28 protein-coding genes are annotated in these 25512 nt (G+C 65.4%); 19 read left to right on the top strand and 9 right to left on the bottom strand.

Annotated elements, in window-relative coordinates; genetic code table 11:
• Window positions 1–13: 13 nt before the first annotated feature.
• Both ACVWY5_RS32600 and ACVWY5_RS32605 read right to left on the bottom strand, forming a co-directional pair.
• Complete coding sequence (locus tag ACVWY5_RS32600) at window positions 14–538, bottom strand: DUF992 domain-containing protein (RefSeq protein WP_028336065.1); 525 nt, start codon at window positions 536–538, stop codon at window positions 14–16.
• A gap of 243 nt (window positions 539–781) precedes the next feature.
• Entirely contained in the window at window positions 782–1984 is a 1203-nt protein-coding gene (locus ACVWY5_RS32605; RefSeq protein WP_018273579.1) for a pyridoxal phosphate-dependent aminotransferase, read from the bottom strand.
• Window positions 1985–2589: 605 nt separating this feature from the next.
• Between ACVWY5_RS32605 and ACVWY5_RS32610 the strand changes: the two genes are divergently transcribed.
• The 3 genes from ACVWY5_RS32610 to ACVWY5_RS32620 all read left to right on the top strand — a co-directional run bounded on the left by ACVWY5_RS32610 (window position 2590) and on the right by ACVWY5_RS32620 (window position 3817).
• Window positions 2590–3243 carry a glutathione S-transferase family protein gene (locus ACVWY5_RS32610; RefSeq protein WP_028336064.1) on the top strand — a complete coding sequence of 218 codons (654 nt, stop codon included), beginning with the start codon at window positions 2590–2592 and terminating at the stop codon, window positions 3241–3243.
• Between the two features lie 180 nt (window positions 3244–3423).
• Window positions 3424–3600, top strand: coding sequence for a hypothetical protein (locus tag ACVWY5_RS32615; RefSeq protein WP_321177044.1), 177 nt, complete (start codon window positions 3424–3426; stop codon window positions 3598–3600).
• Between the two features lie 61 nt (window positions 3601–3661).
• Window positions 3662–3817, top strand: a complete 156-nt coding sequence (locus tag ACVWY5_RS32620; RefSeq protein ID WP_321177045.1) for a hypothetical protein — start codon at window positions 3662–3664, stop codon at window positions 3815–3817.
• A 17-nt stretch (window positions 3818–3834) separates the two neighbouring features.
• Here ACVWY5_RS32620 and ACVWY5_RS32625 read toward each other — a convergent pair whose 3' ends face one another.
• Entirely contained in the window at window positions 3835–4188 is a 354-nt protein-coding gene (locus tag ACVWY5_RS32625; protein WP_028336063.1) for a DMT family protein, read from the bottom strand.
• Window positions 4189–4400: 212 nt separating this feature from the next.
• Between ACVWY5_RS32625 and ACVWY5_RS32630 the strand changes: the two genes are divergently transcribed.
• The 3 genes from ACVWY5_RS32630 (at window position 4401) to ACVWY5_RS32640 (ending at window position 6994) form a co-directional block, all read left to right on the top strand.
• A complete protein-coding gene (locus tag ACVWY5_RS32630; protein ID WP_028336062.1) occupies window positions 4401–5216 on the top strand; it encodes a PAS domain-containing protein in 816 nt (271 codons plus the stop codon).
• 103 nt (window positions 5217–5319) lie between these two features.
• Window positions 5320–5781: a GNAT family N-acetyltransferase gene (locus tag ACVWY5_RS32635; RefSeq protein ID WP_028336061.1), complete on the top strand. Its 462-nt coding sequence runs from the start codon at window positions 5320–5322 to the stop codon at window positions 5779–5781.
• A gap of 271 nt (window positions 5782–6052) precedes the next feature.
• Window positions 6053–6994: an aldo/keto reductase gene (locus ACVWY5_RS32640; protein ID WP_028336060.1), complete on the top strand. Its 942-nt coding sequence runs from the start codon at window positions 6053–6055 to the stop codon at window positions 6992–6994.
• Between the two features lie 186 nt (window positions 6995–7180).
• Here ACVWY5_RS32640 and ACVWY5_RS32645 read toward each other — a convergent pair whose 3' ends face one another.
• Window positions 7181–8410, bottom strand: coding sequence for a DUF1501 domain-containing protein (locus ACVWY5_RS32645; protein WP_028336059.1), 1230 nt, complete (start codon window positions 8408–8410; stop codon window positions 7181–7183).
• Entirely contained in the window at window positions 8407–9975 is a 1569-nt protein-coding gene (locus ACVWY5_RS32650) for a DUF1800 family protein (protein WP_028336058.1), read from the bottom strand. Before ACVWY5_RS32650 ends, ACVWY5_RS32645 begins: the two co-directional genes overlap by 4 nt.
• A gap of 103 nt (window positions 9976–10078) precedes the next feature.
• Here ACVWY5_RS32650 and ACVWY5_RS32655 point away from each other — a divergent pair, with 103 nt between their 5' ends.
• Both ACVWY5_RS32655 and ACVWY5_RS32660 read left to right on the top strand, forming a co-directional pair.
• Window positions 10079–10294, top strand: coding sequence for a cysteine-rich CWC family protein (locus ACVWY5_RS32655; protein WP_080667166.1), 216 nt, complete (start codon window positions 10079–10081; stop codon window positions 10292–10294).
• Window positions 10291–10965, top strand: a complete 675-nt coding sequence (locus ACVWY5_RS32660) for an HAD family hydrolase (RefSeq protein ID WP_028336057.1) — start codon at window positions 10291–10293, stop codon at window positions 10963–10965. The genes ACVWY5_RS32655 and ACVWY5_RS32660 overlap by 4 nt, the downstream gene beginning before the upstream one ends.
• Window positions 10966–11087: 122 nt before the next feature.
• Here the strand turns inward: ACVWY5_RS32660 and ACVWY5_RS32665 are convergent, their stop codons facing one another.
• Window positions 11088–12179, bottom strand: a complete 1092-nt coding sequence (locus ACVWY5_RS32665; RefSeq protein WP_244481693.1) for a SphA family protein — start codon at window positions 12177–12179, stop codon at window positions 11088–11090.
• Window positions 12180–12607: 428 nt separating this feature from the next.
• On the opposite strand from ACVWY5_RS32665, the gene ACVWY5_RS32670 reads away from it, so the two are divergent.
• Entirely contained in the window at window positions 12608–13015 is a 408-nt protein-coding gene (locus ACVWY5_RS32670) for an SUMF1/EgtB/PvdO family nonheme iron enzyme (RefSeq protein ID WP_080667164.1), read from the top strand.
• Window positions 13012–14724, top strand: coding sequence for an arylsulfatase (locus ACVWY5_RS32675; protein WP_028336055.1), 1713 nt, complete (start codon window positions 13012–13014; stop codon window positions 14722–14724). Before ACVWY5_RS32670 ends, ACVWY5_RS32675 begins: the two co-directional genes overlap by 4 nt.
• Window positions 14725–14823: 99 nt before the next feature.
• Here the strand turns inward: ACVWY5_RS32675 and ACVWY5_RS32680 are convergent, their stop codons facing one another.
• Entirely contained in the window at window positions 14824–15420 is a 597-nt protein-coding gene (locus ACVWY5_RS32680; RefSeq protein WP_028336054.1) for a TetR/AcrR family transcriptional regulator, read from the bottom strand.
• Between the two features lie 87 nt (window positions 15421–15507).
• Here ACVWY5_RS32680 and ACVWY5_RS32685 point away from each other — a divergent pair, with 87 nt between their 5' ends.
• Window positions 15508–16299, top strand: a complete 792-nt coding sequence (locus ACVWY5_RS32685) for a crotonase/enoyl-CoA hydratase family protein (RefSeq protein ID WP_028336053.1) — start codon at window positions 15508–15510, stop codon at window positions 16297–16299.
• A gap of 203 nt (window positions 16300–16502) precedes the next feature.
• On the opposite strand, the gene ACVWY5_RS32690 is transcribed toward ACVWY5_RS32685, so the two are convergent.
• On the bottom strand, window positions 16503–17210 hold the full coding sequence (locus ACVWY5_RS32690) for a glutathione binding-like protein (RefSeq protein WP_028336052.1): 708 nt from the start codon (window positions 17208–17210) through the stop codon (window positions 16503–16505).
• On the opposite strand from ACVWY5_RS32690, the gene ACVWY5_RS32695 reads away from it, so the two are divergent.
• Genes ACVWY5_RS32695 through ACVWY5_RS32705 form a run of 3 tightly spaced genes read left to right on the top strand, consistent with a single transcriptional unit; the run spans window position 17209 to window position 19204 of the window.
• Complete coding sequence (locus tag ACVWY5_RS32695) at window positions 17209–17388, top strand: hypothetical protein (protein ID WP_028336051.1); 180 nt, start codon at window positions 17209–17211, stop codon at window positions 17386–17388. The genes ACVWY5_RS32690 and ACVWY5_RS32695 overlap by 2 nt on opposite strands.
• Before the next feature lie 47 nt (window positions 17389–17435).
• Window positions 17436–18551, top strand: coding sequence for an MBL fold metallo-hydrolase (locus tag ACVWY5_RS32700; RefSeq protein WP_028336050.1), 1116 nt, complete (start codon window positions 17436–17438; stop codon window positions 18549–18551).
• On the top strand, window positions 18548–19204 hold the full coding sequence (locus ACVWY5_RS32705) for an SCO family protein (protein WP_051376250.1): 657 nt from the start codon (window positions 18548–18550) through the stop codon (window positions 19202–19204). The genes ACVWY5_RS32700 and ACVWY5_RS32705 overlap by 4 nt, the downstream gene beginning before the upstream one ends.
• A gap of 99 nt (window positions 19205–19303) precedes the next feature.
• Here the strand turns inward: ACVWY5_RS32705 and ACVWY5_RS32710 are convergent, their stop codons facing one another.
• On the bottom strand, window positions 19304–19537 hold the full coding sequence (locus tag ACVWY5_RS32710) for a hypothetical protein (protein ID WP_028336048.1): 234 nt from the start codon (window positions 19535–19537) through the stop codon (window positions 19304–19306).
• A gap of 284 nt (window positions 19538–19821) precedes the next feature.
• Between ACVWY5_RS32710 and ACVWY5_RS32715 the strand changes: the two genes are divergently transcribed.
• From ACVWY5_RS32715 to uvrB, 5 genes are all read left to right on the top strand, one after another.
• Window positions 19822–20724 (top strand): LysR substrate-binding domain-containing protein, encoded by a 903-nt coding sequence (locus ACVWY5_RS32715; RefSeq protein ID WP_028336047.1) that lies wholly within the window; start codon window positions 19822–19824, stop codon window positions 20722–20724.
• Complete coding sequence (locus ACVWY5_RS32720) at window positions 20717–21937, top strand: NAD(P)-binding domain-containing protein (protein ID WP_028336046.1); 1221 nt, start codon at window positions 20717–20719, stop codon at window positions 21935–21937. Before ACVWY5_RS32715 ends, ACVWY5_RS32720 begins: the two co-directional genes overlap by 8 nt.
• 210 nt (window positions 21938–22147) lie before the next feature.
• On the top strand, window positions 22148–22282 hold the full coding sequence (locus tag ACVWY5_RS32725) for a hypothetical protein (RefSeq protein WP_456671739.1): 135 nt from the start codon (window positions 22148–22150) through the stop codon (window positions 22280–22282).
• Entirely contained in the window at window positions 22279–22485 is a 207-nt protein-coding gene (locus ACVWY5_RS32730) for a zf-TFIIB domain-containing protein (protein WP_028336044.1), read from the top strand. The genes ACVWY5_RS32725 and ACVWY5_RS32730 overlap by 4 nt, the downstream gene beginning before the upstream one ends.
• Before the next feature lie 111 nt (window positions 22486–22596).
• Window positions 22597–25509 carry an excinuclease ABC subunit UvrB gene (gene uvrB, locus ACVWY5_RS32735; RefSeq protein ID WP_080667163.1) on the top strand — a complete coding sequence of 971 codons (2913 nt, stop codon included), beginning with the start codon at window positions 22597–22599 and terminating at the stop codon, window positions 25507–25509.
• Window positions 25510–25512 lie beyond the last annotated feature (3 nt).

Genomic DNA, 25512 nt, shown 5'->3' on the forward strand with positions numbered 1-25512 from the left:
GTCAAAACAAAATCTAGTGGTGGTGGTGATGATGACGGTGGTGACGATGATGACGGCGCGGACCGCCGTAGGCGACCGGCTCGAGATCGATCCCGGCGATGCCGGCCGCAACGTTGAGGCCGGTCTGGCCCTGCACGCTGACCGGCTGCAGCGCATAGGCGTTGTTCGGACCGCCGAACAGGAAGTTACCGCCGGCACCGAGGCCGACCGAAGCATTGACGCCGACGCCGCCGTAGCTGCCGGCCAGCGCACCGCGCGGGAGCTGGGTGGTCGGCGCGCTCACGGCCCAGGCGAGCTGGGTCGTCGCGGTGACGCCGAGGTCGACGCCGATCCGCTTCACGGTCGCAACATAGGGTTCGGGCCGACGGCCGCCGCTCTGAAACACGCATTCGAGGCGCGCGACAGAGCCGACAACGAAGCCGACATTCTCGCCGCCCTGGCATTGCAGGACCCCGGCTTGAACCTGAGGCGCCGCGTTGGCGGTGGCGAACGGCGCCAGTAACGCAAGCGCTGCAAGGGTGAGGGTCGAAAGTCGCATTGAACTGTCTCCGCAAGGTGAACTGAATTTGCGCGGCGGACAGGAAGGAAGGCTCGTGTCCAAAACAAGGCAGTGCGCAAAGACGCCGTAAAAACTTCCCGCGTGTGGCATCGATGTTCGCACACACGCGCGTGAGGTGAGCAGGATGTGATTTGACTCGTCGAATCTACCGGCGCGATTTCAGCGCACAAACAAAAACGCTCCCGCACCAGGTGCGGGAGCGTTTCTTGATTTCGGATCGAACTACCGCAGATTACCGCAGAAGCGCTGGATGCGCTTGCAGGCATCCTCGAGATCGGAAGTCTTGGTGGCGTAGGAGATGCGGAACGCGGGGCCGAGCCCGAATGCCGATCCCTGCACCACGGCCACGCCTTCGCTCTCGAGCAACTCGGTGACGAACGCCTCGTCGTTGTCGATCAGCTTGCCCGACGGCGCCTTCTTGCCGATCGTGCCGGCGCAGGACGGATAGACGTAGAACGCGCCTTCCGGCCGCGGGCACTCGATGCCGCTCGCCTGGTTGAGCATCGACACCACGAGGTCGCGACGCTCCTTGAACACCTTGTTGTTCGCGGCGATGAAGTCCTGCGGACCGTTGAGCGCCTCGACCGATGCCCACTGCGCGATCGACGACGGGTTCGAGGTCGACTGCGACTGGATCGTCGCCATCGCCTTGATCAGCTGCGCCGGGCCGCCGGCATAGCCGATGCGCCAGCCGGTCATGCAGTAGGCCTTCGACACGCCGTTCACGGTCAACGTGCGATCGTACAGGCTCGGCTCGACCTGCGCCGCCGTGGTGAAGACGAAGTCGTCATAGACGAGGTGCTCGTACATGTCGTCGGTCATCACCCAGACATGCGGATGCCTGACCAGCACGTCGGTGATCGCCTTGAGCTCGCTCTTCGTATAGGCCGAGCCGGTCGGGTTCGACGGCGAGCACAGGATCACCCACTTGGTCTTCGGCGTGATCGCCTTCTCGAGATCTTCCGGACGCAGCTTGAAGCCGGTCGAGGCCGGGCACACCACCGGCACCGACTCGCCGCCGGCGAGCGCCACCATCTCGGGATAGCTAACCCAGTACGGCGCCGGGATGATCACCTCATCGCCCGGATTGATGGTCGCCATCAGCGCGTTGTAGAGCACCTGCTTGCCGCCGGTGCCGACGATGACCTGGTTCGGCTTGTAGGTCAGGCCATTCTCGCGCGCGAACTTGTTGATGATGGCTTCCTTGAGCTCCGGAATGCCGCCGACATCGGTGTACTTGGTCTTGCCGGCCTCGATCGCGTGGATCGCTGCCAGCTTGATGTTGGCGGGCGTATCGAAGTCAGGCTCGCCGGCGCCGAGGCCGATGACGTTGCGGCCCGCGGCTTTCAGCGCGCGTGCTTTGTCCGTGACCGCGATCGTCGCGGACGGCTTCACACGGTCGAGCGCAGCGGACAGGAAGGCCATTATCATCTCCTGGCAAACGTCGTGAGCCGTAGGGCCACGACTTGATTTGAATGGGATCGCGGCACCCTAGGCCTGTCGCCGCTGCACCGCAAGAAGCTTGGCGGTAAAGCACGAAAACTTTCGCGCATGGCTCGCGGCGCACGCAATTTTCCGCAAGTTCCGGCACCGGATGACTCATATCCGGCAAGCCCGCTCCGGTCTTGCCGGCGGGGCCTTCGGCGGCATGCGCCGGCGCGGATTGCTCCGAGGACAATGCCGCGCGGCACCCGCCTGACAGCGCTAACGGCGGGTCGTCAACGCAGCCCGGCGCGTCGTGCCGCCAAGGATGGCGCGTTAAGGTTTGTAATTTCAGCGCGCCGGCCATGGTCGCGACCTGGCCATCGACCGGCACCGTGCAGAGCGTCGCGCAGGCGTGATCCGAGTTGTTCTGCCGTGTGGATGGAATCGTTCTGCACGTGTGCAGTGCAGTAGACGTTTCGACTTTTTCCACATTGCAGGGCTTGCGACGCACCCCCGCCAGCATCATTGTTTAGCGGCGTTGCGGTGTGACAGGCCGCGCAATTCTTAAAGCGTACCGTCTCCCTGACCGAGTGAACCACGACGCAATGTACAAGCTCTATTCGATGCAGCGCTCCGGCAACAGCTACAAGGTCCGGCTGGCGCTTGCCGTGCTGAACACGCCGTACGAGGCGATCGAGATCGACATCCTGCGCGGCGAGAGCCGCACCCCGGAATTCCTGGCCAAGAATCCGAGCGGCCAGGTGCCGCTGCTCGAGGTCGCCGAGGGCCGCCATCTCGCCGAGTCCAATGCCATCCTCTGGTACGTCGCGATCGGCACGCCGCTGGCGCCGGAGTCGCGGATCGAGCGCGCCGAGGCGCTGCAGTGGATGTTCTTCGAGCAGCACGCGCTGGAGCCGAACATCGGCGCCGCCTATTTCTGGCTGTCGCTGGTCAAGGGCGGACGCGACCTGCAGACGCACGCGCTGGAGGACTGGATGGAGCGCGGCTATGCGGCGCTGCAGGTGATGGAAAATCACCTCAAGGAGCACACCTATTTCGCCGCCGGACAGCTTACAGTCGCCGACATCGCCCTCTACGGCTATACCCACGTCGCCGACCGCTGCGACTTCGACCTGGCGACCTTTCCGTCGATCCGCGCCTGGCTCAAGCGCGTCGAGCAGACCCCCGGATTTGTCTCGATGGACTGGCAGCCTGGTACCGAGGCCGAGCCTGAGCCCCGCCTCGCGGCCGGCGTCTGAACGGCCGGGTGTGAATCCAGGGAATAACGGGGAAACTGCCCAAATAGCGGGCAAAACCCGCACCGCCGCCGTATTTTAGCCATTTTTGGACGGTGCCGCTGCCGCAATGTTGCCGGTGACAACCGGCAGATTCACGCGGATGTCGCGAGTGATTCGCTCGCGGCCTGAGGGATTTAGACCATGAAACGGTGGTCCGGCACGGCAGGCTTCGATGGCCGCCCTGCCCCGGTGGCATCATCCCGGCTGACGAACGCGATCGCCGCGTCGCTCGCGCTTGGCGCGCTGACGTTGTGCCTGGTCGTCGCCGTGACCGTGCTGTCGAGCAACGTCACCATGGCAACGGCGGTCCCGGCGTAATCAAGCAATTTCCGGTTGGCACCTGATCCGCGGCAAGGCGCGGGAGAGACAGCGGCGCGACATGATGAAGACCCCCGTCGGACTGGTGACCGTGACGCTGTCGGCGGCGATCCTGCTGGCGGCATCGCTCCTGATCGTGACCGGCACGCAAGGCGAAGACCACGCACGCCCCGCGCATGTCACGATGCCGGCCGCCAAGCCGGCCCCGCATCACTAGCTCAGGCGCAAAGCGCATTAGCCCCATTTGTGGAAGATCAGAAACGCGCCGGCGGCGATGAAGGCGAATCCGAGCGCGTGATTCCAGCCCAGCGGCTCCTTCAGGTACAACACCGAGAAGGCGGCGAACACCACCAGCGTGATCACCTCCTGCATGGTCTTGAGCTGCGCCGCCGAGTAGACCGCGCTGCCCCAACGATTGGCCGGCACCGCCAGCCAGTACTCGAAGAAGGCGATGCCCCAGCTCACCAGGATGACGATGGGGAGCGAGTGATCCTTGAACTTGAGATGGCCGTACCAGGCGAAGGTCATGAAGACGTTCGAGGCGAACAGCATCAGGATCGGCAGCAGCGAAGGCGAAATGGCGGGCATCGAATGTCCTCTTGCAAGCAAAGTACGCGGTAACCCGCAGGCACGGAACCGGGTTCCGCGCCGATCTGCATACCATTTGATTTGAAAGCAGCGAAAGCTGGTTCGGCCCCCGCAACGCCCGCTTAACGGTCGGGACGGAAATGCCGGCGCGGTTGCGGCCCTGTCGTCAAACTGCGGCTTTATCGTTCGTTTGACAGATAGCGAGAGCGGGCATGCGGTTCGACTGGCGTGCAATTTCAGGTCCGGCCCTGACGGCGATCACGGCATCCGCCGCCTTCCTGCTCGATCGCCTCGTTGTCGCCGTCCCCAATCCCGCGCCGCTGTTCGTCTGCATCGTGGCGCTTGCGAGCTCGATCAGCGGCATCACCTCCGGGCTGATCTCCGCCGCGATCGCGGTTGCCGCCTCGGCGCTGTTTTTCCTCGATCATCGCGCGCTGCCCGGTTACGACACCGCCGACGTCGCGCGGATGCTGATGCTGGCGGCGACCGCGGCCGGCACCGCCATGATCACCGGAATGCTGCGGCAGAAATGGATCGACGCCTTTGCCGCGGACCAGCAGCATCACGCCACCGCGGAGCGCCTCGCCGCCGCGCTCGACCAGGTCGACATCGGCATCGTGCTGCTCGGCGCCGACACCCGCGCTGAATTCATCAACCGCGCCTTCCGCGACTATTTCGCGCTGTCGGATGCGCAGGCCGAGAGCAAGCCGCCCTTCGTCGCGCTGATGTATCACGGCCGCGACACCGGCGCCTATGAACTGCCGGAAGACGAGCTGAGCGCGTTCATCGCCGAGCGCATCGCGATGATGCGCGCCGGCGACTCCACGCCGATCAATCTCAACCTCGCCGACGGCAAGGTGCTGCGCTTCAGCTGCACCGCGCTGCCGGACGGCGGCCGCATGCTGAGCTACACGCCGGTGACCGACCTCGTGCGGCACACCGACGATCCCGCGAAGGCCGAGGAATACCGGGCGCAGCGCGCGGGGCGCGAGCGCCATCTGGCGCGGCCGCTGCGCGCCGCCGAGTGAGGCGCGGCTTCGTCCGCAATTGATCCTGCGAGATAGCGACGGTAGAACCTTGCGAGCGGTGCGGAGACATCGCCCGCAACGCAGGATCATCCAGGAATCCTCCATGGCCGACGACGTCACCATCCGCTTCGTCACCCGCGACGACTACGCGCAGTGGCTTCCTCTGTCGGATGGCTACAATGCCTTCTATGAGCGATCCGGGCCGACCGCGCTCGCGCCCGAGATCACCGCGATGACGTGGGAGCGTTTCTTCGATGCCTATGAGCCGGTGCACGCGCTGGTCGCCGACGCCGGCGGCAGATTGCTCGGGCTGACGCATTATCTGTTTCACCGCTCGACCACGGCGATCGCGCCGACCTGCTATTTGCAGGATCTGTTCACCAGCGAAGCCGCGCGCGGCAAGGGCGTTGGCCGCGCGTTGATCAACGGCGTCTACGCGCAGGCGAGGCTCGCGGGATCGCCGCGCGTCTACTGGCAGACGCATGAGACCAACCACACCGCGATGCAGCTTTATGACAAGGTCGCGGACAAGCCCGGCTTCGTCATCTATCGCAAGATTGTCTGAGCGGATCTTCGCGGCCTGTGGATTGAACAGAGGTGTCACCGGCACGTTACAAAGCCCGGCTAGGCTTCCGCTCGCGCAGATCAGGCCCCCCGTCTCAGATCTTCGCCAAGCGGTCCCCGTCAGTCGCCGCGTCTGACCGGGACCGCTTTTTTTGCGGCATCTCATTTTGCGACACCGCCATGCGTGATCGGCGGTAGGACGGCACCTTGCCGGGCTCGGGGCGGCGCGTCACAATCCGCCACACCCCTCGCCTATCCTACAGGATTGTCTCATGGAAGTTCGTAATCTCGGCGGCTCCGGGCTGCGCGTGTCCGCGGTCGGCCTCGGCTGCAACAATTTCGGCCAGCGCACCGACCTCGAAACCTCGCGCAAGGTGATCCACAAGGCGATCGATCTCGGCATCACGCTGTTCGACACCGCCGACATCTATGCCGGCATGGGCGGCTCGGAGACCGTGCTCGGCACCGTGCTGGGCGACCGCCGCAAGGACATCGTGCTCGCCACCAAATTCTCCAAGCCGATGGCGACCGACGGCACCAAACAGGGCGCCTCGCGGCGCTACATCATGTCCGCAGTCGAAGCGAGCCTCAGCCGCCTGAAGACCGACTATATCGATCTCTACCAGCAGCACGACTACGATCCGCTCACTCCAATCGACGAGACGCTGCGCGCGCTCGACGATCTCGTCCGCCAGGGCAAGGTGCGCTACATCGGCAACTCCAACTTCCCGGCCTGGCGGATCGCCGAAGCCGAGTACGTCGCGCGCCAGATGAACGTGAACCGTTTCGTGTCCTGCCAGGACGAATACAGCCTCCTGGTGCGCGGCATCGAGAAGGACCTGCTGCCGGCGGCGCAGCAATACAATCTCGGCCTCTTACCGTTCTTCCCGCTCGCCAGCGGCCTGTTGACCGGCAAGTACCAGCGCGGCGCCGCCGCACCCACCGATACCCGCTTCGCCAAGGCGCCGGCGTTGAAGGATCGCTACGTCACGCCGCGCAACGAGGACATCGTCGAGAAGCTGCAGGCGTTTGCCAGGGAGCGCGGCCACACCATGCTCGAGCTCGCCTTCTCCTGGCTCGCCGCGCGCCCGCAAGTCGCAAGCGTCATCGCCGGGGCGACGCGTCCCGAGCAGATCGAGCAGAACGTCAAGGCGATCAGCTGGAAGCTCTCCGCGGAGGAGATGGCTGAGGTCGATGGGATAACGAAGGGGTAGCCCCGCTGGAGCTGCATTCACAACGGTCGTCCCGGCGAAAGCCGGGACCCATAACCACAAATCTTCGTGGTTGCGCCGCGCTGTGGCTCCAGTGCGTTCCAACAATCATCAGCGGTGGTAATGGGTCCCGGCTCCCGTGCGCAATTGCGCACTAGGCCGGGACGACGCCGAGTATGTGACTGCCGCTTACACCACCAGCCCCTTCATCGGCTTCACCGGGGCGCTGTCCGGAAACACGGCATCAGCCAGCACGCGCTCGCCGAGGCCGAACTGGTCGTGCAGCACGCCCTTGATCACGGCGCGCAGGTCGGTGGTCGGGGCGAGGTCGCGGGCCTGGTAGAGATTGGCGGGCTTGAGGCCCGGCCAATCGGTGATCGTGCGGCCGCCATTCACCGCGCCGCCGGCGAGCAGCGCGATGGTGCCGGTGCCGTGGTCGGTGCCCTCGGTGCCGTTGATGCGCGCGGTGCGGCCGAACTCGGTCGCGACCACGATCACGGTGTCGCGCCAGCGCGCGCCGAGGCCACTCTGGAATTCCGCCAGCGCACCGTCGAGACCGCCGAGCAGCTGCGCGAGCCGGCCGACCGGCCCGCCTTCATTGGCATGGGTGTCCCAGCCGTCGAAGGCGAACGCGCCGATCCGCGGGCCGTCATCGGCCGCCATCAATTTCGCGGCGCCGCGCGCCACAAGGCGCATCGCCGCCACGCCGCCCGCCCCGGGCTTCGGCTTCATCTCGTCGCCCTGCGCCTGCTTCTCGAGCTGCAAGCCTTGCGTCAGCGCGCTCGCCAGCGCCGGATCGCGGTGCTGATAGAGATCGAGCAGCCGCATCGCGGTGTCGTCGTCGGCTTGCGGCAGCGCGGTCGGGGCCCAGCCGACGGTCGGCGCCGCGCCGCGCAGCACCAGCGGCGTGGTCGGGCCGACCGCGAGCGCGCTCGTCACCCGCTCGCCTTTCGGCAAGGCTTCGAGCGCGCGGTTGAGCCAGCCGGACTGCACGCGGCCCGGACCGGGGAAGCCACTCTCCAGCACATCCTGGCCGTCGAAATGCGAGCGATCGCGATAGGAGGTCGCCACCGCATGAACCACCGCAGCCTGCCTGGCGCGAAACATCCGCGAAAATTCCGGCATCGCCGGATGCAGGCCGAAGAACTGATCGAGCATCACGGCCGCGTTCGGGCCATCGGAGCGCAGCGCGATCGCGCCATGCAGGCCGGCATAATCAGGGTCGCCGACCGGCGCGACGGTGGCAAGGCCGTCGAGCGCGCCGCGCAGGATGATGGTGACGAAGCGCGGATCGCGGCCATCGGCGGCGCGCGCGAATTTCGGCAAATAGGCCCATGCCGCAAACGAGGCGCCGCCGAGCAGCAGCGCGCGCCGCGACGTCGCCTGCAGCATCAGGCTCTCGGAGCATTCCATCGTCATCTCCTCTGGACCTCGGGCGACATCAACAGCAGCGCCAGCGCCTGCTGCCGCGATTCCGCGCGCTCGATGGTGCGCCGCGTCTCGGGCGAGGCTGCATCGGCGGCAATGAGCTCGAGCAGGTCGCGCGGGTCGAACCGGTCGGCGAGCTGGGAGGCAAGCTGCGCCGAAATGTCGAGCCTGAGCTTGACGCCTTCAGGTGCCGCCCAGGCCGCGGCGGTGTCCGGAAATCCGTTCGGCCCGGCCGGCGACCACAGCGGCTGGCCGAGCACGTTGAGGCCGTTGAGGTAGCGGCCCGGATCCTCCGGATTGCGGGCCAGCAGGCGGCCGGAGGCGACCAGGAATTCGTAAGGCGAACGCATCTTTTTCAGCGGCGGCTGCCATGCCTCGCTGGACTCAACGAGCGCGGTGGCCAGCGCCCTGAGATCGCCGTCCGTTTTCGTGAACGTATCCTGCAGCCTCGCCACCAGCGCCGGCGGCGGATCGTCGGCGACGAAGTGGCGCGCGAACTTGGTCGCGATGAATTTTGCGGTCGAGGGATGCCGCGCGATGTCCGACAGCACCGCCTCGCCCTGCGCGACGCCGGCCTGCGCGTAGGTCTTGCCGAGCACCTGCTGCGGTCCGGGCTGGTGCGCATTGGCATTGAACACGAAGCTGCCGGGCGTGCCGAGCTGGCCACGGCGGCCGGCAAAGGTCCAGCCGGTGATGACGCGCGCCAGCGCCGTGGCGTCGTCCTGGGTGTAGCCGCCGCCGACGCCGAGCGTATGCAGCTCCATGATCTCGCGCGCGAGGTTCTCGTTCAGGCCGCGATTGCGGTTGATGCCGGCGCGCGACTCCGGGCCGAGCGATTGCTGGTTGTCGAGAAAGAACAGCATCGCCGGATGCTGTTCGACGGCCTTCAGCATGTCCGAGAAACGGCCGAGCACATGCGGACGGATCGCCTCGCGCTCGAACGAGCCAGCCCACATCCGCGCCAGCGCGCCCTTGTTGGCGGAGATGCAGAAGTGGTTGGACCAGAACACCACGAGCCGCTCGACGAAGCCGCAATCGGCGACCACGCCGCGTTGCAGCCGCGCCAGCGCCTCGGCACGGAATGTCTTTTGGATGATGTTGAGCGGTTGCGCCGGCGGCTTGGGCGGAGTACCCGATGGCTGCATCGTCGCGGACGGCGTCATCGCCGCATTGGCGCCATCGGCGGCCTGCGCCTGCATCGTCGGATCCTTCCCGGCGATCTCCTTGGCCGCAGTGGACAGCGACAGATTGCGCCGCTGCGGCGACTTCGTGTCCGGGCCCTGCGGCGGTGTCTCGCTCGCGCCCTGCTGCGCGGCCTTCGCGGCATTGCGTGCTTGCTGGATCTCGAACTGATAGTCGAACACCTGCTTGCCGAGCTCCGGCGTCGAGAGCAGGCCCGGCACTTCGAGCAGCGCGCCGTTCGGACGCGCCAGTTCCGCCAGCACGAAACCGCGCGGATCGGAGGCCGCGTTGATGAAGTCGCCGGACGCCCCGCCGCGGGCGCCAAACCCAAACCGGTTCAGGGCAGTCAGCGCGGCTTGCGAATCACGGGCCATCAGAATTCCCTTAACGGCCTATCCCGGCTATATCAATTGCCTGGCATCATAGCGCGGTCCGGGATGAACCCGAGATTAATTCGCGCATTAAATCGCGGTTAGAATGGACCTCTCGTCAAACGATCGCCCCGAACAAGCTTCGCCACGCAGGCTTGCCTGCACGGCATGCGGCAGCGAATTTTCCTGCTCGCTCACGGGAGCATGCTGGTGCTCCGATGAGAGTTTTCGCCTGCCTATGCCGACCGACGGCGACGACTGCCTGTGCCCCGCATGCTTGCGGAAGCTCGCGGAACAGCAAGCAGCGGTGAGCGCGACGTGAACACACGCTGGACCGTCGACGCCGTCCTGCTCGACATGGACGGTACCTTGCTCGACACCGAGAAGGTCTATTTCGACAGCCTGGTCGCAGCACTGAATGCATGCGGCTACACCGACGACGTCGTCGCGCTGTGCCATTCGATGGTCGGTCTTCCCGGCCCGGACTGCGAGGCGATGCTGCGCGACCATTACGGCGCGGCGTTTCCACTCGCCGAGGTCAACCAAGCGTTTCTCGAACATCGCGATGAGATGATGCGGTCGGGCCTGCCGCTCAAGCCCGGCACGCTGGCTCTGCTCGATGCGCTCGCGCTTGCGGAGCGCCCGATGGCGATCGTCACCTCGTCGTCGCGCCGTTCGGCCGAACGCAACCTCACCCTTGCCGGCATCCGCGATCGTTTCGACACGCTGCTGACGCTTGACGATGTCGCGCAGGGCAAGCCGGATCCCGAGCTCTATCTCAAGGCCGCCGCGCGGCTCGGCGTGACGCCGGCAGCCTGCATCGCGGTGGAGGATTCCAACCACGGCGTCGCCGCCGCCCACGCCGCCGGCGCGATCACCCTGATGGTGCCGGACATGGCGCCGCCGACCGACGAGACCCGTGCGAAATGCGCAGCCGTGTTGCCGGACCTCAACGCCGTGCTGGCGCTGCTGCAGGAGCGCGGCGCGCTTTAGCCATCATCGTCGGCTTTTGACCTAACCCGGACATATCCGCACGCTCGCGGAGCGTCCACCGGCTGATTGCTACCGCCGCGCCAGATTGAACCTTCAGCACGGCACCGGTGGCAGCGCTATTGCTATTTCGTGAATCTGGGCCTTGTGGATGTCGGCGGCGTTGGCGCCGCGGGCTGAAGATTGAACGTCAGCCAGACGTTCCAGCCTGCTGGCCGATTTTCATTGGCGAATTCGCCGTAGCCCTTCAGGTTCAGATATCCCTGCATGTCTCCGACCGGGAAAATGTAGCCGACCTGCGGGCCGACGCCGGCCACGCGCGACCGGAAGCAGCCGACGCGATCGCCGGAGCCGCTGTCGCAGCCGAGCTGCTGATAGAGGTAACCGACGAGGCCGACCTGCCATTGCTTGGTCAGGAATTGCGATGCGCCCCAGTCGAGGTGCATGTCGACGCCGCTTTGATATTGAGTGGCTGGATTGACGAAGTTGTAGGTGAATCCCAGCACGGTCGAAAATTCATGCCCGGTCTTTGGATCGAAATAGGTGTAGCCGCCGCCCGCGTCGATCGCCCAGTGCCCAAGCCCCAAATTCGCCAGGCGGCCCGACTGATAGGCGCCGACCGGAAGGTCGGCGGTAATGTACGTCATGTAATTGTTGACACCGGCATTCCAGCGCAGCGCGAACTGCGGGATCAGGTCGCCGAATGCAATGAGCGAGCTGTCGATGCTGTCGAACCGGGAGAAGGGGAACGTGGCGCCGCCCGGTCCCGTCAATGTCCCAACGAGCGATCCCGCCAGCGACGTGGAGTTGGAGCCGTAGGTCGCCAACAGGCTGGCAGAGGCCTGACCGCCCAGCACGGGCGTTGCAAAGGTGTAAGTCCCGGCCACAAGGCCAAGGTTCACATTCGCATTGACGTTCGCGTTCACGTTCGCCGTCAGATTCGCGGGAAAGCGACCAAGCGTGATTTCGCGCGACCGCGCCACGTCGCCGCCGGCGGAAACAGAGGTGTGATAGTAAACCGAGGTCACCGACCAGCCCGGCGCCTGCTGAGGAACAGCCGCGAGGCTGCCAAAAAATCCGGGTAGCCAAAAGCTGATGCCATTTTCATCGGCGCGAGCCGCTTGGGTGGAAAGCACCAGCAGAGCGGCAAGCGCCCCAACACTCAAATGCCACTGCGAAAAAAATCTGCGTCCCAGATTCGGTTTAAAGTACCGCATCGCCGATTCCCCGACTCTCGCGATCCCACCATTGCTCCGGCGGGGTAGAAACTCGGAAAGAATAAGCTGACGCCGCCGTTCGTCCACGCGAATTCGGCATATTTGAGTTCAGCCGGAGGTTTATTGAAAGGTTGTGTCCATGACGCCACAACCCTGGCACTTTTTGCATAGTCATCAGGGGCTCTCGACAAGGGGCGACCTGGCTCGATTGATCTAGATCAATACAACAGGGATGCGTTGCTGAGCATCTTGTCTTGTCTGGTTCGTAGATGCTGCATTATCGGTCTCGCGCTTCAGATACGCGACTGTCTTTTGACTGACCAAAGCGTTGAACCGTCCCCCGAAGCATCGGCGAGCCAGAAAGCTGCCGACAGGTTCTTGCTCGGGCGGCGCTCGTAACTTTGAAACTCGGTCACGGCGAGTAGCCCATGCACGACGTTGGCGTTGCGACAGGCGCACCCAATCTGCCGGCCGATGGCTTCGAGCGCACCTCGCCCGCCACCGCATTCCCGGCCAACGGCTGCGACCTTCGTGACACGATCGCCAGCGCCTCGGAATTGACGGCCGATGGGTATTCACCAAAGCACGACGCAGGCCGCCCGAAAGCCTGCTGCATCCCGCAAGCTCCTCGCGGCCGGTCCCAGGGCGCGAATTACGACTCTCGCCAGCCGAACCTCAGGATTCCACGCAAGGTGCTTAAAGGCGGCTCGCATCCTTGCGCTCCGAGCTACTGCCGCCGCCATCGTCCGGCCGCGCGTCATGCCGAGCGGATCGACGACACCTCAGCAAGCCATATCGGCTTCAGGTGCATCATCAGGAAGAGGATCATGTCATGAGTAACGATACGATTCCGGAAAAGCCTCAGAATACGGGGCCGAACAGCGTGGGACTGAAACGCCGCGATCTCTTGTTGCGCGGTAGTTCGCTGGTAGCCGCTTCAGCACTCTCCGCCGTCGGGACGACAAGCTTCGCGCAGGCGCAGCAACCAACGCCGGTCCCGGCGCCCGCGCCGGCCGGACAGCGGCCCAATATCGTCGTCATCATGGGGGACGATATCGGCATCTGGAATATCGGTGCTTACCATCGTGGCATGATGGCCGGCCGGACGCCGAACCTCGACAAGATCGCCGCAGAAGGCATGCTGTTTACCGATTATTACGCCGAGGCGAGTTGCACCGCGGGCCGCGCCAACTTCATCACCGGCGAGCTGCCGATCCGCACCGGCATGACAACGGTCGGCCAGGCCGGCGCCCCCACAGGCTTGCCGGCGGAGGCCGTGACCATTGCCACCGCGCTCAAGGGCATGGGCTATGCCACCGGCCAATTCGGCAAGAACCACCTTGGCGACAAGAACGAGTTTCTGCCGACAGTGCACGGCTTCGACGAGTTCTTCGGCTATTTGTATCACCTCGACGCGATGGAAGATCCGGCTCACCCTGCCTATCCGCAGGAACTGTTGAACAAGGTCGGCCCGCGCAACATGGTCCATTCGTGGGCGACCAATGTGGACGACGCCACCGTGGATCCCCGTTGGGGCAAAGTCGGCAAGCAGAGGATTGAAGACGCCGGAACCCTCTATCCCAAGCGGATGGAAACGGTGGACGACGAAATCCGAGACTTCGCCTTGTCGTTCATTGAAAGGGCCAAGGCCGATAACAAGCCCTTCTTCTTGTGGCTCAATCCGACCCGCATGCACATCGTCACGCATTTGTCGCCGAAGTACCAGGCGATGCGCAACTCCAAGAACGGCTGGTCGATTCACGAAGCCGGCATGGCGCAGCTCGACGACGATATCGGCCTCGTCATGCAAAAACTCAAGGACATGGGCGTGGATGACAACACCATTGTCATCTTCACCACGGATAACGGCACCGAGGTCTTCACTTGGCCGGATGGCGGACAGACACCCTTCGCGCAGAGCAAAGGTACGGTCATGGAAGGCGGCTTCCGCGCGCCGGCGATGATCCGCTGGCCGGGCAAGGTGCCCGCGGGCAAGGTCGAGAACGGCATCATCTCCGGGCTGGACTGGTTCCCGACCTTACTGGCCGCTGCCGGCAACCCGAACATTGTCGAGGAACTGAAGAAGGGCAAGCCAATCGGGGATCGCACCTACAAGTGCCACCTGGATGGCTATAATCAGATGGACATGATCACCGGCAAGGGGCCGTCCAACCGACACGAAATCTGGTACTTCGGCGAGAGCGAGCTGGGGGCCGTGCGCATCGACGACTACAAGTATCGTTTCATCGACCAGCCCGGTGGCTGGCTCGGCGCAAAGACCAAGGTTGACGTCCCCTACCTGATCAACCTCCGCCTGGATCCGTTCGAGCGAACGGGCTGGCCCGACAACGGGACCAAATACGGCGCCCAACAATACTTCGACTGGTTCAAATATGAGTTCTGGCGCTTCGTGTTCGTTCAACAGGAGGTCGAGAAGCTGGCCATGACCGCGACCGAGTTCCCGCCGATGCAGAAGGGTGCGAGCTTCAACCTCGATTCCGTGAAGGCGAAAATCGAGGCCGCCAGGACCGCAATGGCAAAATAAGATTCATGATCGTGTTGGGCGGCGTCCATGCCGCTCAACACCTTCTCCTCCGGCCTCGCCTCTATCAGAGCGAAGCGGACCGGCCTCGGGAGTACACGCCTAACCTCGTTTCCGCCCCTGCTTCGCCAGCGCCGTCTCGATCAGCGTGCGCGCGGCCTCGCCGGCCGTCTCCATATAGCTCGGGTCGCGATGCAGCAGCACCACGGCGAATGATCCGTCCAGCAGCAAGAGGATCTGCCGCGCCAGTTTGAGCGAATCGGCGATGCCCTGCTCCGCGAAGGTCGCGCGCAGCCAATCCTCGAACTTCTTCTTGTGCGCGGCGCCGATCCGGATCGCGGGATGCCCGGGCATGTTGGCGAGCTCGGCGGAGGTGCGCAGGAAGCCGCAGCCCTTCCACTTCGGATGCCGCGCCGAGCGCGCGAGGTTCTTGAAGATCGCCTCGACCTTCACCGGCAGGCCACCCTCGGCCTCCGCGAACCATTTGCGGAACAGCGCGAGATTGGGCTGGTCGCGCGCGGCGAGATAGGCAGCGACGAGATCGTCCTTGCTCTTGAAGTGATAGTACAGCGTGCGCTTGGTGAGGCCGGCCCTGGCCGCGACCTCGTCGACGCTGACGCGGCGGATGCCTTCATTGTAGAACAGCGCGCTTGCCGCCTGGACGATGCGCTCGCGGGTGGGCTCGGAAGGTCTGGGCATCCTGCGTATGTATACTAACCAGTGAATATACACAAATTGCAGCTGGCCCTACATTCGGCCCGACACACAATTGCTGGAGACTGCATCATGCCCGCCCCCATCCTGCTCGAAATCACCGACGGGATCGCCCTGATCACCCTGAACCGTCCGGAGCAGCTCAACGCGCTGAACTACGCACTGATCGATCAACTGATGGCCGCGCTCGACCGCATCGAGGGCGACGCTGAGGTGCGCGCCGTGATCCTGACCGGCGCCGGCGAGCGCGCCTTCTCGGCCGGCGCCGACATCCACGAATTCGCTGGGAGCGTCAAACAGGGAGCGGCCGTCGCGGTGCGCGACTTCGTCCGACGGGGACAAGCCATGACCGCGCGGCTGGAGGCATTCAAGAAGCCCGTGATCGCCGCGATCAACGGGCTCGCCTTCGGCGGCGGCTGCGAGATCGCCGAGGCGGTGCATCTCGCTGTCGCCAGCGACCGCGCGCAATTTGCAAAGCCCGAGATCAAGCTCGGCATGCCCCCGACCTTCGGCGGCACGCAGCGGCTGCCGCGGCTGGCCGGACGCAAACGCGCCCTGGAATTGCTGCTGGCGGGCGATCCGTTTCCGCCCGAGCACGCGCGCGAGATCGGGCTGGTCAATCAGGTCGTGCCGCATGATCAGCTGCTGACCGCCACGCGCGAACTCGCCGGCCGGATCACCAGGCATTCGCCCGGATCCGTCGCCGGCACCATCACCGCGGTGACGCGCGGGCTCAACATGCCGATTGCCGAGGGCCTTTTGGTCGAGAGCGAGCAGTTCGCCGCGCTGGTGCCGGGCCGCGATCTCGCCGAGGGGTTAGCTGCGTGGAAGGAACGGCGGCCGGCGAGGTATGTCAGGGCTTGAGCTGGCTGATCCCGCAAGCGTCATTGCGAGGAGTGAAGCGACGAAGCAATCCCTACCTCCGCAAGCGGTGAAATGGATTGCTTCGCGGAGCCTGTCATGCGGCAGCGCTTCGCGCCGACCGGGTGGCTCGCAATGACGACCCAAACGTGGATGGCCGGGTCAAGCCCGGCCATGACGACGGAGAGACGGCTGAGACCTGCGCCCTACCGCACCACCGCCGCGGTCTGCCCGAACAGCAACTTACGTTCCTCCTCGGTGCGGATCGCGGGCTGGCCGAAATTCGGGTTGACCTCCTTCGCCTTGGCATAGGCGCGCTCGGTCGCGGGGCGCTTGCCGATCGTCTCGAGCCAGCGCTTCAGATGCGGGAAATCGTCGATCTCCTGGCCCTGGTTCTTGTAGGGCACGACCCAGGGATAGCTCGCCATGTCGGCGATCGAATAGTCGCCGGCGATGAATTCGCGGTCGGCGAGCCGCTTGTTGAGCACGCCGTAGAGCCGGTTGGTCTCGTTGACATAGCGGTCGATCGCGTATGGCAGCTTCTCGACGGCGTAGTTGCGGAAATGGTGGTTCTGCCCGGCCATCGGCCCGAGCCCGCCCATCTGCCAGAACGTCCACTGGATCGCGTCATAGCGGCCATGGATATCGGCCGGCAGGAATTGTCCGGTCTTCTCGGCGAGATAGAGCAGGATCGCGCCGGACTCGAACAGCTGTAGCGGCTTGCCGCCGCCCTTCGGCGCGTGATCGAGAATTGCTGGGATGCGGTTGTTCGGCGCGATCTGCAAAAAGTCCGGCTTGAACTGATCGCCTTTGCCGATGTTCACCGGGAAAATCCTGTACTCCAATCCGGTCTCCTCAAGGAACATCGTTATCTTGTGACCGTTCGGCGTGGACCAGTAGTGGAGATCGATCATGGGCGTGATCCTGCATTGCCAGGGACTGCCGATGTCGTGCATCGGCGAGAAAGATGCGAATGCATGGAGTTGGGCGCATAACCGCACCCAAGTCAATGCCGTGCGCATTGCACCGCGCGCGAATGTGATCTGCGGCCAGCGCAAGTGCCCGATTGAGCCGCGTCCCGATTGCTCCTAGGCTGCCGGAGGGATCGCGCTGACGAATTTTCAACATGGGGCATTGCAATGACACATGATTTGGCAAGACGTGATTTCCTCAAGGGCTCGGCGGCGATCGCCGGCGCAGCAGCCGCGGGCGCTTTCTCCTGCGTCGAGATCGCGAGCGCCGCACCGATCGAGGTGCCGACCGTCGACAAGCTCTCGATCCGCGTGCTGGTCGATTCCAGCTTCGATTTGTTCTTCAAGCCGAAGCAGTCGGGCGGCGTCACCATCGCGGCGCCGCCGCGTTCCGCCGACTACCAGAAGTCGTTGCACAATGAATGGGGCCTGTCGCTGTGGCTGGAGTCGGAGGCCAAGGGCGCGCAGCGCACCCTGATGCTCGACTACGGCTACACGCCGGAGGTGCTGCTCAACAACATGGCGCTGGTTGGCGTCGATCCGGCGAAGCTCGACGCGCTGATCGTGAGCCACGGCCACTACGACCATTTCGGCGGCCTCAACGGCTTCCTCGACAAATTCCGTGATAAACTACCGGCCGACGTGAAGCTCTATGCCGGCGGCGAGGACAATTTCTGCCACCGCGTCAGCGCAACGCCGACCAAGGGCCAGTTCAACGATTTCGGCACGCTCGACCGCCGCCAGCTCGCGGCGCAGCGCGTCACCACGGTGCTGTGCGAGACCCCGACCGTGATCGCCGGCCACGCCTTCACCACCGGCAAGATCACCCGCCGCAGCATCGAGCGTGTGTTGCCGCAGACCTGGGTCGAGTTCGGCATCAAGGACGGGCTCGGCTGCAACGCCAGCCACTATCTGCCGGCTGAGATGGACGGCAAGATCGTGCCCGACGAGCACATCCATGAGCACGCCACCTGCTTCAACGTGCGGGATTTCGGCCTCGTCGTGATCTCGTCCTGCGGCCATGTCGGCATTGTCAATTCGGTGAAGCAGGCGCAGGAGGTCTCCGGCATCCAGAAGGTTCACGCCATCGTCGGCGGCTTCCATCTCGGGCCGGCGCCGAAGGATTACCTCACCGAGGTGGTCGCCGAGATCAAGAAGCTCGACCCCGACGTGCTGATCCCGATGCACTGCTCCGGGCTCAACTTCGTGCAGGAGGCGACCGCGCAGATGGGCGACAAGGTGCTGGTCACGACGACGGGCAGCCGCCTCTCCTTCGGCATATGATCGCGCCGATCCCGCGCGTCATTGCATTCGCTGGCGCGGGCCTGGCATTCGCCGGCGCCGGCCTGTGGCTGACGCTGGCGCCGGTGCCGGCGGGCGATGCGCCGCCGCAATCGGCGCGCTCGGCCGCCGAGATCATGGACATCCTGATGTGGAATAGGGAGCCGGTCGGCGGCCCGTTCGCGTTGACCGATCAGGCTGGCCATGAACGCACCGACAAGGAGTTTCGCGGCAAGCTGATGCTGATCTATTTCGGCTTCACCATCTGCCCCGACGTCTGCCCGACCGATCTGCAGGCAATCGGGCTTGCGCTCGACAAACTCGGCCACGACGGCGACCAGGTGCAACCGATCTTCATCACGGTCGATCCCGACCGCGACACCGCGGCCCACCTCGCGGAGTACGTGCCGATGTTCCACCCGCGCCTGATCGGACTGACCGGCAACCTAGATGCGATCCGCAAGCTCGCTGATGCCTACAAGGTCTACTTCGCGCGGGTGCCGCTGAAGGATGCCGGCGACTACACCGTCGATCACACCGCTTACATCTATTTGATGGACCGCGAGGGCAATTATCTCGGCTTCTTTCCACCGGGGACGTCAGCCGACCGGATGGTCGAGATCATCCGGCCACGGCTCGCCGAGCCGGCGCGCTGACGTGCGTGCGAATAGCGCCGCGTCGATAGTGCGCCCCCTCTCCTGCTTGCGGAGGGTGAAGAAAGCAGTTCGGCAGGCGGATCGGACAAATCGCCGGTCTCAATGCATCCGCCCATGCGCGCGCAAGAAGGTCTCGCCGCTTTCCGTGACCATCACCCGCATGCCTTCGACCGAGGGTCGGCGCGCGACATAACCGCGGTCGACAGCGTCCTCCCAGATCGTCAGCCGCGGGCATGAGGTGCGCCAGACCTCGAGCACCTCGGCATAGCGCCGCGGCGCTCGCGCGACCCACTCGACAAGATCGAGCACCAGGCTATCCGCCGTCTCTGCCATCACACATCTCCCGCAAGTCGTGATCGTGCACCGCTTCTCCCCGCCTGCGCGGAGAAGGTCGGGATGAGGGGAGTCTCGACGAAAACGGTTACAGTGGGACTCGCGGAGACTCCCCCTCACCCGGATCGCATCTGGCGATGCGATCCGACCTCTCCCCGCAAGCGGGGCGAGGTACGTCAACCGCGCCGCATTAGCTCAAATCACGGCAACCATATTTCTGCGCCGCTTGGCCTCTTCCGGCAAACTGAGTTATCTTGACCTTGCATCAGTTTTCCTGAGGGTTCATGCGGCGGCTGCTCTTTCTCAACGGCATCAAGGCGTTCGAAGCGGCGGCGCGGACCGGCAGCTTCGCGGCGGCAGGCAGCGAGCTCAATGTCTCGGCCGCCGCGATCAGCCGGATGGTGCATCTTTTGGAGGAGCGGCTCGGCGTCGCGCTGTTCGAGCGCAAGGCCAACCGCCTCGTCACCACGCCGGCCGGCCGCGCCTATCAGGGCGGGCTGACGCCGATCTTCGACGCGCTGGCGAGCCTCACCGCGCAGGTCACGGCGTCCGCGAGCGCGCGGGTGCTGACCGTCGGCGTCGGACCGACCTTTGCGCTGAAATGGATGATCCCGCACCTCGCCGAGTTCCGCAAAGCGGAGCCCGACATCGAGGTGCGGATCACGACCGGTGGCATGGCGGTGCCGTTCGCCGACGACTGGAGCTGCGGCATCCAGCTCGGCGACGGCCAGTGGCCCGGCCTCGTCGCCGAGCCGCTGTTTGCCGCCGACCTGATGCCGGTGTGCACGGCGCGGCTCGCCAACAGCCTGAAGCGCCCCGCCGACCTCAAGGGCCCGAGCCTGATCCGCGTCGCGCATTCGCCCGACGACTGGCCGTCCTGGCTGAAGGCGGCGGGCGTGCCGCGCCTGACCGCGCGCGGGCCGGAATTCCAGTTCTACGGCCAGGCGCTGCAGGCAGCTAGCGACGGGCTCGGCATCGCGATGGGCATCCGGCCCTATATCGACGACGATCTCGCCGCCGGCCGGCTGGTGGCGCCGTTTGCGCTCAGCGTGCCCAAGGGCATGCGCTGGTATCTGGTCTATCGCGGCTTCCACGCCGAGCAGCGCGATTTCGCCGCGTTCCGGCGCTGGATCATCCGCGCCGCGGCGGAGCCCGCCGCCCGCCGCAAGGGAACGCGCAGTGCCTGACGAGACCGTCGATACGCTGGTGATCGGCGGCGGCCAGGCCGGGCTCACCATGAGTCACCGGCTGAAGCAGCGCGGCATCCCCCATCTGGTGCTGGAGCGGGGTCGCATCGCCGAGCGCTGGCGCAGCGAACGCTGGGACGGCCTCATGTTCCAGTTTCCGAACTGGTCGGTGCGGCTGCCGGATTTCGCGTTTGCACACAGCGATCCCGACGGCTTCTCGGACAGCGCTGCCATCATCGCCTTCATCGAGGACTACGCCGCGTTCGTCGCGCCGCCGATCCGCTGCGGTGTCGCGGTCACCAAGCTGCGCCGTGACGCCGGCGGCTTCCTTGCCGAATTTGCCGGCGGCAGCATCGCCGCCCGCAACGTCGTCATCGCCACCGGTCCCTATCAACGGCCGCTGCGGCCCGATCTGCTGCGCGAGCATCCCGGCCTGTTTCAGGTCGACGCCGCCGGGTACAGGAATCCCGCGCAATTGCCTGACGGTGCGGTGCTGGTGGTCGGTGCCGGCGCCTCGGGTGCGCAGATCGCCGAAGAGCTGATGCGCGCCGGCCGCGATGTCTTCCTCTCGGTCGGACGTCACAACCGCCTGCCGCGCCGCTATCGCAGCCGTGACCTGATCTGGTGGCTGGCCGAGATGGGCATCGACCAAACGCCGGTCGAGCAGCGCGGTCCGTCGCGGCTGCTGCCGGTGATTTCCGGCGCCCATGGCGGCCACACCGTCGACTTCCGCCGCTTCGCCGCCGGCGGCATGACCCTGCTCGGCCGCGTGACGGCGGCGCGCGACGGCGTGCTCGGGATCGCGCCCGATCTCGCCGTCAACATCGCCAATGGCGACGCCTATTACGCGACGTTCCTCGGGATCGTCGACGACTTCGTCGCGGCGCGCGGCATCGATCATCCCGATGATCCGTTGGCGCGCCTCCGCCTGCCCGATCCGCCGTGCCTCGCCGCGCCGCTCGATACGATCGACCTGCGCGCCGCGCGGATCAGGAGCGTGATCTGGGCCACCGGCTATGGCCTCGATCTGAGCTGGATCGACATACCGCTGCTGGATGCCGACGGGGCGCCGCGACACCGCCACGGCGTCTCCGACGTGCCGGGCCTCTATTTCCTCGGCCTGCAATGGCTGTCGAAGATGAAATCGTCGTTCCTGTCAGGCGTCGGCGACGACGCCGCCGTGCTCGCCGACCACATCGCGAGCCGCCGCTAGCTCCGGGTTCCATTGCTTCCTGGAAATAAACCGGACGAGTTGTGAACTGCTTCACATTTAGCGCAGCGCGCTCGTGCTTCCTATGAGAAGGGCGTTTCGAGGTCGCACATGATTTACAGCGGTTTTGAGATCAAGTCGTTCGAAGTGGGGAAGGGGCAATGGCACGCCAGGGTTCAACGGGTCGATCAAAGGCCGGTCGTCATCGATGGCATGCTGTTTCCGACGCTCGACATCGGTTTTGCGTGGTCCGATCCGGATGCGGCGATCGCCGACGCGAAGCGGGCTATCGACCGGTTCCCGCAACGCTATGGCATGACAATGCCGGCGGCCGAAGCGTCGGCGTGACCGGCAACGTCGTGGTCGCCGCTGTCCCGCAATGCGAGCCGGATCCGGTCTGGCCGGCGCAGGTCCGCACCAGCTGCCCGGAATGCGCCGCATCGCTTTCGCTGCTGCGCGTGATCCCCGGCCGCGCCGCCGAATACTGGACCATGCGCTGCGACGGCTGCGGCGGGATCCATCTCGACATCGTCGACCTGCCGCGCGTCTGAACTCCGCGACGCGCCGCCTGCTGACACCCTGCTGTCAGCAGCCTCGCCCGCGCAGCCATCCAGCCGCCGTTTGCCCTTTTCTCGCTGCCGGACTCGTCCCATATTCGGGGCATGGCGAAGACACCGAACACTCCGAAAAAGCTCGGCAAAACCCCCAAATCCAAAGCTCACCGGCCCGAGGTCCTCCCGATCGGGCCCGCGCTTGCCGAATTGCTCAATCCCGCGATCAACCGCGGCGATGCCGGCATGGGTTCGGGCACCGGCCTGCAGCCGCCGCCGGATAATTCCTGGGACCGCCGCGCCGGCGGCGAGGCCGCCGCGCATCGCGCGCGGGCGTCGACGCGCGAGACCAGCGAGGGCGTCGCGAAGCGCGATAGTTCGGGCCTCGGCGAGGCCCCGCAGGCCAATTACGGCACCTCGGCCACCATCCCGACGCTCGATCCGGAACTGGCGCGGCAGCTCGGTCTGCCGACCGCCGAGGATGACGAGGAGGCCTTGGCGCGGCCGCCGCGCAGCAAGATGGAGGCGCTCGGCGTCAAGGCGACCGCCGACGCGCTGGAGAACCTGATCCGCGACGGCCGCCCGGAATTCCGCAAGGACGACGGCTCGATGCGGGTGTGGGCCCCTCACCGCCCGCCGCGCCCGGAGAAATCTGAAGGCGGCGTGCGCTTCGAGATCAAGTCCGACTACCAACCGAAGGGCGACCAGCCGACCGCGATCGCCGAGCTGGTCGAGGGCATCGACCGCAACGACCGCACCCAGGTGCTGCTCGGCGTCACTGGCTCGGGCAAGACCTACACCATGGCCAAGGTGATCGAGGCGACGCAGCGCCCGGCGCTGATCCTGGCGCCGAACAAGACGCTGGCCGCCCAGCTCTATGGCGAGTTCAAGAACTTCTTCCCCGACAACGCCGTCGAGTATTTCGTCAGCTATTACGACTACTACCAGCCGGAAGCCTACGTCCCGCGCACCGACACCTATATCGAGAAGGATTCCTCGATCAACGAGCAGATCGACCGCATGCGTCACTCGGCGACGCGCGCGCTGCTCGAGCGCGACGACGTCATCATCGTCGCCTCGGTGTCCTGCATCTACGGTATCGGCTCGGTCGAGACCTACACCGCGATGACCTTCGCGCTGAAGAAGGGCGAGCGCATCGACCAGCGGCAATTGATCGCCGACCTCGTCGCGCTGCAATACAAGCGCACCCAGGCCGAGTTCACCCGCGGCACCTTCCGCGTCCGCGGCGACGTCATCGACATCTTCCCGGCGCACTATGAGGACCGCGCCTGGCGGGTGAACCTGTTCGGCGACACCATCGAGACCATCGAGGAGTTCGATCCGCTCACCGGCCACAAGCAGGACGAGCTCGAATTCATCAAGATGTACGCCAATTCGCACTATGTGACGCCGCGCCCGACGCTGGTGCAGGCGATCAAGTCGATCAAGTCGGAGCTGAAGCAGCGCCTCGACCAGCTCAACGACCAGGGCCGCCTCCTGGAGGCGCAGCGGCTCGAGCAGCGCACCACCTTCGATCTCGAGATGATGGAGGCGACCGGAAGCTGCGCCGGCATCGAGAACTATTCGCGCTATCTCACCGGGCGTCGCCCCGGCGAGCCGCCGCCGACGCTGTTCGAATATGTGCCGGACAACGCGCTGATCTTCGCCGACGAGAGCCATGTCACCGTGCCGCAGATCGGCGCGATGTTCCGCGGCGACTTCCGCCGCAAGGCGACGCTCGCCGAATACGGCTTCCGTCTGCCCTCCTGCATGGACAACCGCCCGCTCCGCTTCGAGGAGTGGGACATGATGCGGCCGCAGACGGTTGCGGTGTCGGCAACGCCGAGCGGCTGGGAGCTGAACGAAAGCGGCGGCGTATTCGTCGAGCAGGTGATCCGTCCGACTGGGCTGATTGATCCGCCGGTCGATATCCGCCCTGCCCGCACCCAGGTCGACGACCTCGTCGGCGAGGTGCGCGCGACCGCAGCCGCCGGCTATCGCGCGCTGATCACGGTGCTGACCAAGCGCATGGCGGAGGACCTCACCGAATATCTGCACGAGCAGGGCATCCGCGTCCGCTACATGCACTCGGATATCGACACCATCGAGCGCATCGAGATCATCCGGGATCTCCGCCTCGGCGCGTTCGACGCGCTGGTCGGCATCAACCTGTTGCGCGAGGGCCTCGATATTCCCGAATGCGCGCTGGTCGCGATCCTCGATGCCGACAAGGAAGGCTTTCTGCGCAGCGAGACCTCGCTGATCCAGACCATCGGCCGCGCCGCGCGCAACGTCGACGGCAAGGTGATCCTCTATGCCGACAGCATGACCGGCTCGATGGAGCGCGCGATGGCTGAGACCACGCGGCGCCGCGAGAAGCAGGTCGAGTACAACGAGGCCAACGGCATCACGCCGGAGAGCGTGAAGAAGTCGATCGGCGACATCCTCAACTCCGTCTACGAGCGCGACCACGTGCTGGTCGAGATCGGCGACGGCGGCATGGCTGACGACGTGATCAGTATCGGGCATAATTTCGAGGCCGTGCTGAGCGATCTCGAAACGCGGATGCGCGAGGCCGCGGCCGATTTGAACTTCGAGGAGGCCGCCCGGCTGCGCGACGAGGTCAAGCGGCTGCGCGCCACCGAGATGGCCGTGGTCGACGACCCCACCGCCAAGCAGCGCAACGTGCAGAAGCAGGCCGGCGCCTATGCCGGCACCCGAAAATACGGCGACGCCGCCAACCTGCCGGTCAGCGCGCTGAAGAACAAGTCGGCGCAGACCTCGCTGAAGGCAAGCCGCGGCGGCAAGTCCGGCTCAAGGGTGCACAAGCCCGATCTCGACGAGATGCACGGCCCGGAATCGCTGCCCTTCCGCTCCAGCGGTGCGCTGCCGGCAAAGCCGTTCGGCACCACGAGCCGCATCATCCAGCCGACCGACTCGCGGCAGTCGGGGCCGGAGTTCGGGCCGTCGCCGCGGTCGAGCGGCGGCGCGCCGGGGAAGCGCGGCGGGTGGAAGAAAAGGTAGATC

This window comes from Bradyrhizobium sp. USDA 3256 (genome assembly GCF_054058275.1).

Coding starts and splice junctions, on each gene's coding strand:
- ACVWY5_RS32600 (WP_028336065.1), bottom strand. CDS start 538: ATGCGACTTTCGACCCTCACCCTTGCAGCGCTTGCGTTACTGGCGCCG.
- ACVWY5_RS32605 (WP_018273579.1), bottom strand. CDS start 1,984: ATGGCCTTCCTGTCCGCTGCGCTCGACCGTGTGAAGCCGTCCGCGACG.
- ACVWY5_RS32610 (WP_028336064.1), top strand. CDS start 2,590: ATGTACAAGCTCTATTCGATGCAGCGCTCCGGCAACAGCTACAAGGTC.
- ACVWY5_RS32615 (WP_321177044.1), top strand. CDS start 3,424: ATGAAACGGTGGTCCGGCACGGCAGGCTTCGATGGCCGCCCTGCCCCG.
- ACVWY5_RS32620 (WP_321177045.1), top strand. CDS start 3,662: ATGATGAAGACCCCCGTCGGACTGGTGACCGTGACGCTGTCGGCGGCG.
- ACVWY5_RS32625 (WP_028336063.1), bottom strand. CDS start 4,188: ATGCCCGCCATTTCGCCTTCGCTGCTGCCGATCCTGATGCTGTTCGCC.
- ACVWY5_RS32630 (WP_028336062.1), top strand. CDS start 4,401: ATGCGGTTCGACTGGCGTGCAATTTCAGGTCCGGCCCTGACGGCGATC.
- ACVWY5_RS32635 (WP_028336061.1), top strand. CDS start 5,320: ATGGCCGACGACGTCACCATCCGCTTCGTCACCCGCGACGACTACGCG.
- ACVWY5_RS32640 (WP_028336060.1), top strand. CDS start 6,053: ATGGAAGTTCGTAATCTCGGCGGCTCCGGGCTGCGCGTGTCCGCGGTC.
- ACVWY5_RS32645 (WP_028336059.1), bottom strand. CDS start 8,410: ATGACGATGGAATGCTCCGAGAGCCTGATGCTGCAGGCGACGTCGCGG.
- ACVWY5_RS32650 (WP_028336058.1), bottom strand. CDS start 9,975: ATGGCCCGTGATTCGCAAGCCGCGCTGACTGCCCTGAACCGGTTTGGG.
- ACVWY5_RS32655 (WP_080667166.1), top strand. CDS start 10,079: ATGGACCTCTCGTCAAACGATCGCCCCGAACAAGCTTCGCCACGCAGG.
- ACVWY5_RS32665 (WP_244481693.1), bottom strand. CDS start 12,179: ATGCGGTACTTTAAACCGAATCTGGGACGCAGATTTTTTTCGCAGTGG.
- ACVWY5_RS32670 (WP_080667164.1), top strand. CDS start 12,608: ATGCACGACGTTGGCGTTGCGACAGGCGCACCCAATCTGCCGGCCGAT.
- ACVWY5_RS32675 (WP_028336055.1), top strand. CDS start 13,012: ATGAGTAACGATACGATTCCGGAAAAGCCTCAGAATACGGGGCCGAAC.
- ACVWY5_RS32680 (WP_028336054.1), bottom strand. CDS start 15,420: ATGCCCAGACCTTCCGAGCCCACCCGCGAGCGCATCGTCCAGGCGGCA.
- ACVWY5_RS32685 (WP_028336053.1), top strand. CDS start 15,508: ATGCCCGCCCCCATCCTGCTCGAAATCACCGACGGGATCGCCCTGATC.
- ACVWY5_RS32695 (WP_028336051.1), top strand. CDS start 17,209: ATGGGCGTGATCCTGCATTGCCAGGGACTGCCGATGTCGTGCATCGGC.
- ACVWY5_RS32690 (WP_028336052.1), bottom strand. CDS start 17,210: ATGATCGATCTCCACTACTGGTCCACGCCGAACGGTCACAAGATAACG.
- ACVWY5_RS32700 (WP_028336050.1), top strand. CDS start 17,436: ATGACACATGATTTGGCAAGACGTGATTTCCTCAAGGGCTCGGCGGCG.
- ACVWY5_RS32705 (WP_051376250.1), top strand. CDS start 18,548: ATGATCGCGCCGATCCCGCGCGTCATTGCATTCGCTGGCGCGGGCCTG.
- ACVWY5_RS32710 (WP_028336048.1), bottom strand. CDS start 19,537: ATGGCAGAGACGGCGGATAGCCTGGTGCTCGATCTTGTCGAGTGGGTC.
- ACVWY5_RS32715 (WP_028336047.1), top strand. CDS start 19,822: ATGCGGCGGCTGCTCTTTCTCAACGGCATCAAGGCGTTCGAAGCGGCG.
- ACVWY5_RS32725 (WP_456671739.1), top strand. CDS start 22,148: ATGCTGTTTCCGACGCTCGACATCGGTTTTGCGTGGTCCGATCCGGAT.
- uvrB (WP_080667163.1), top strand. CDS start 22,597: ATGGCGAAGACACCGAACACTCCGAAAAAGCTCGGCAAAACCCCCAAA.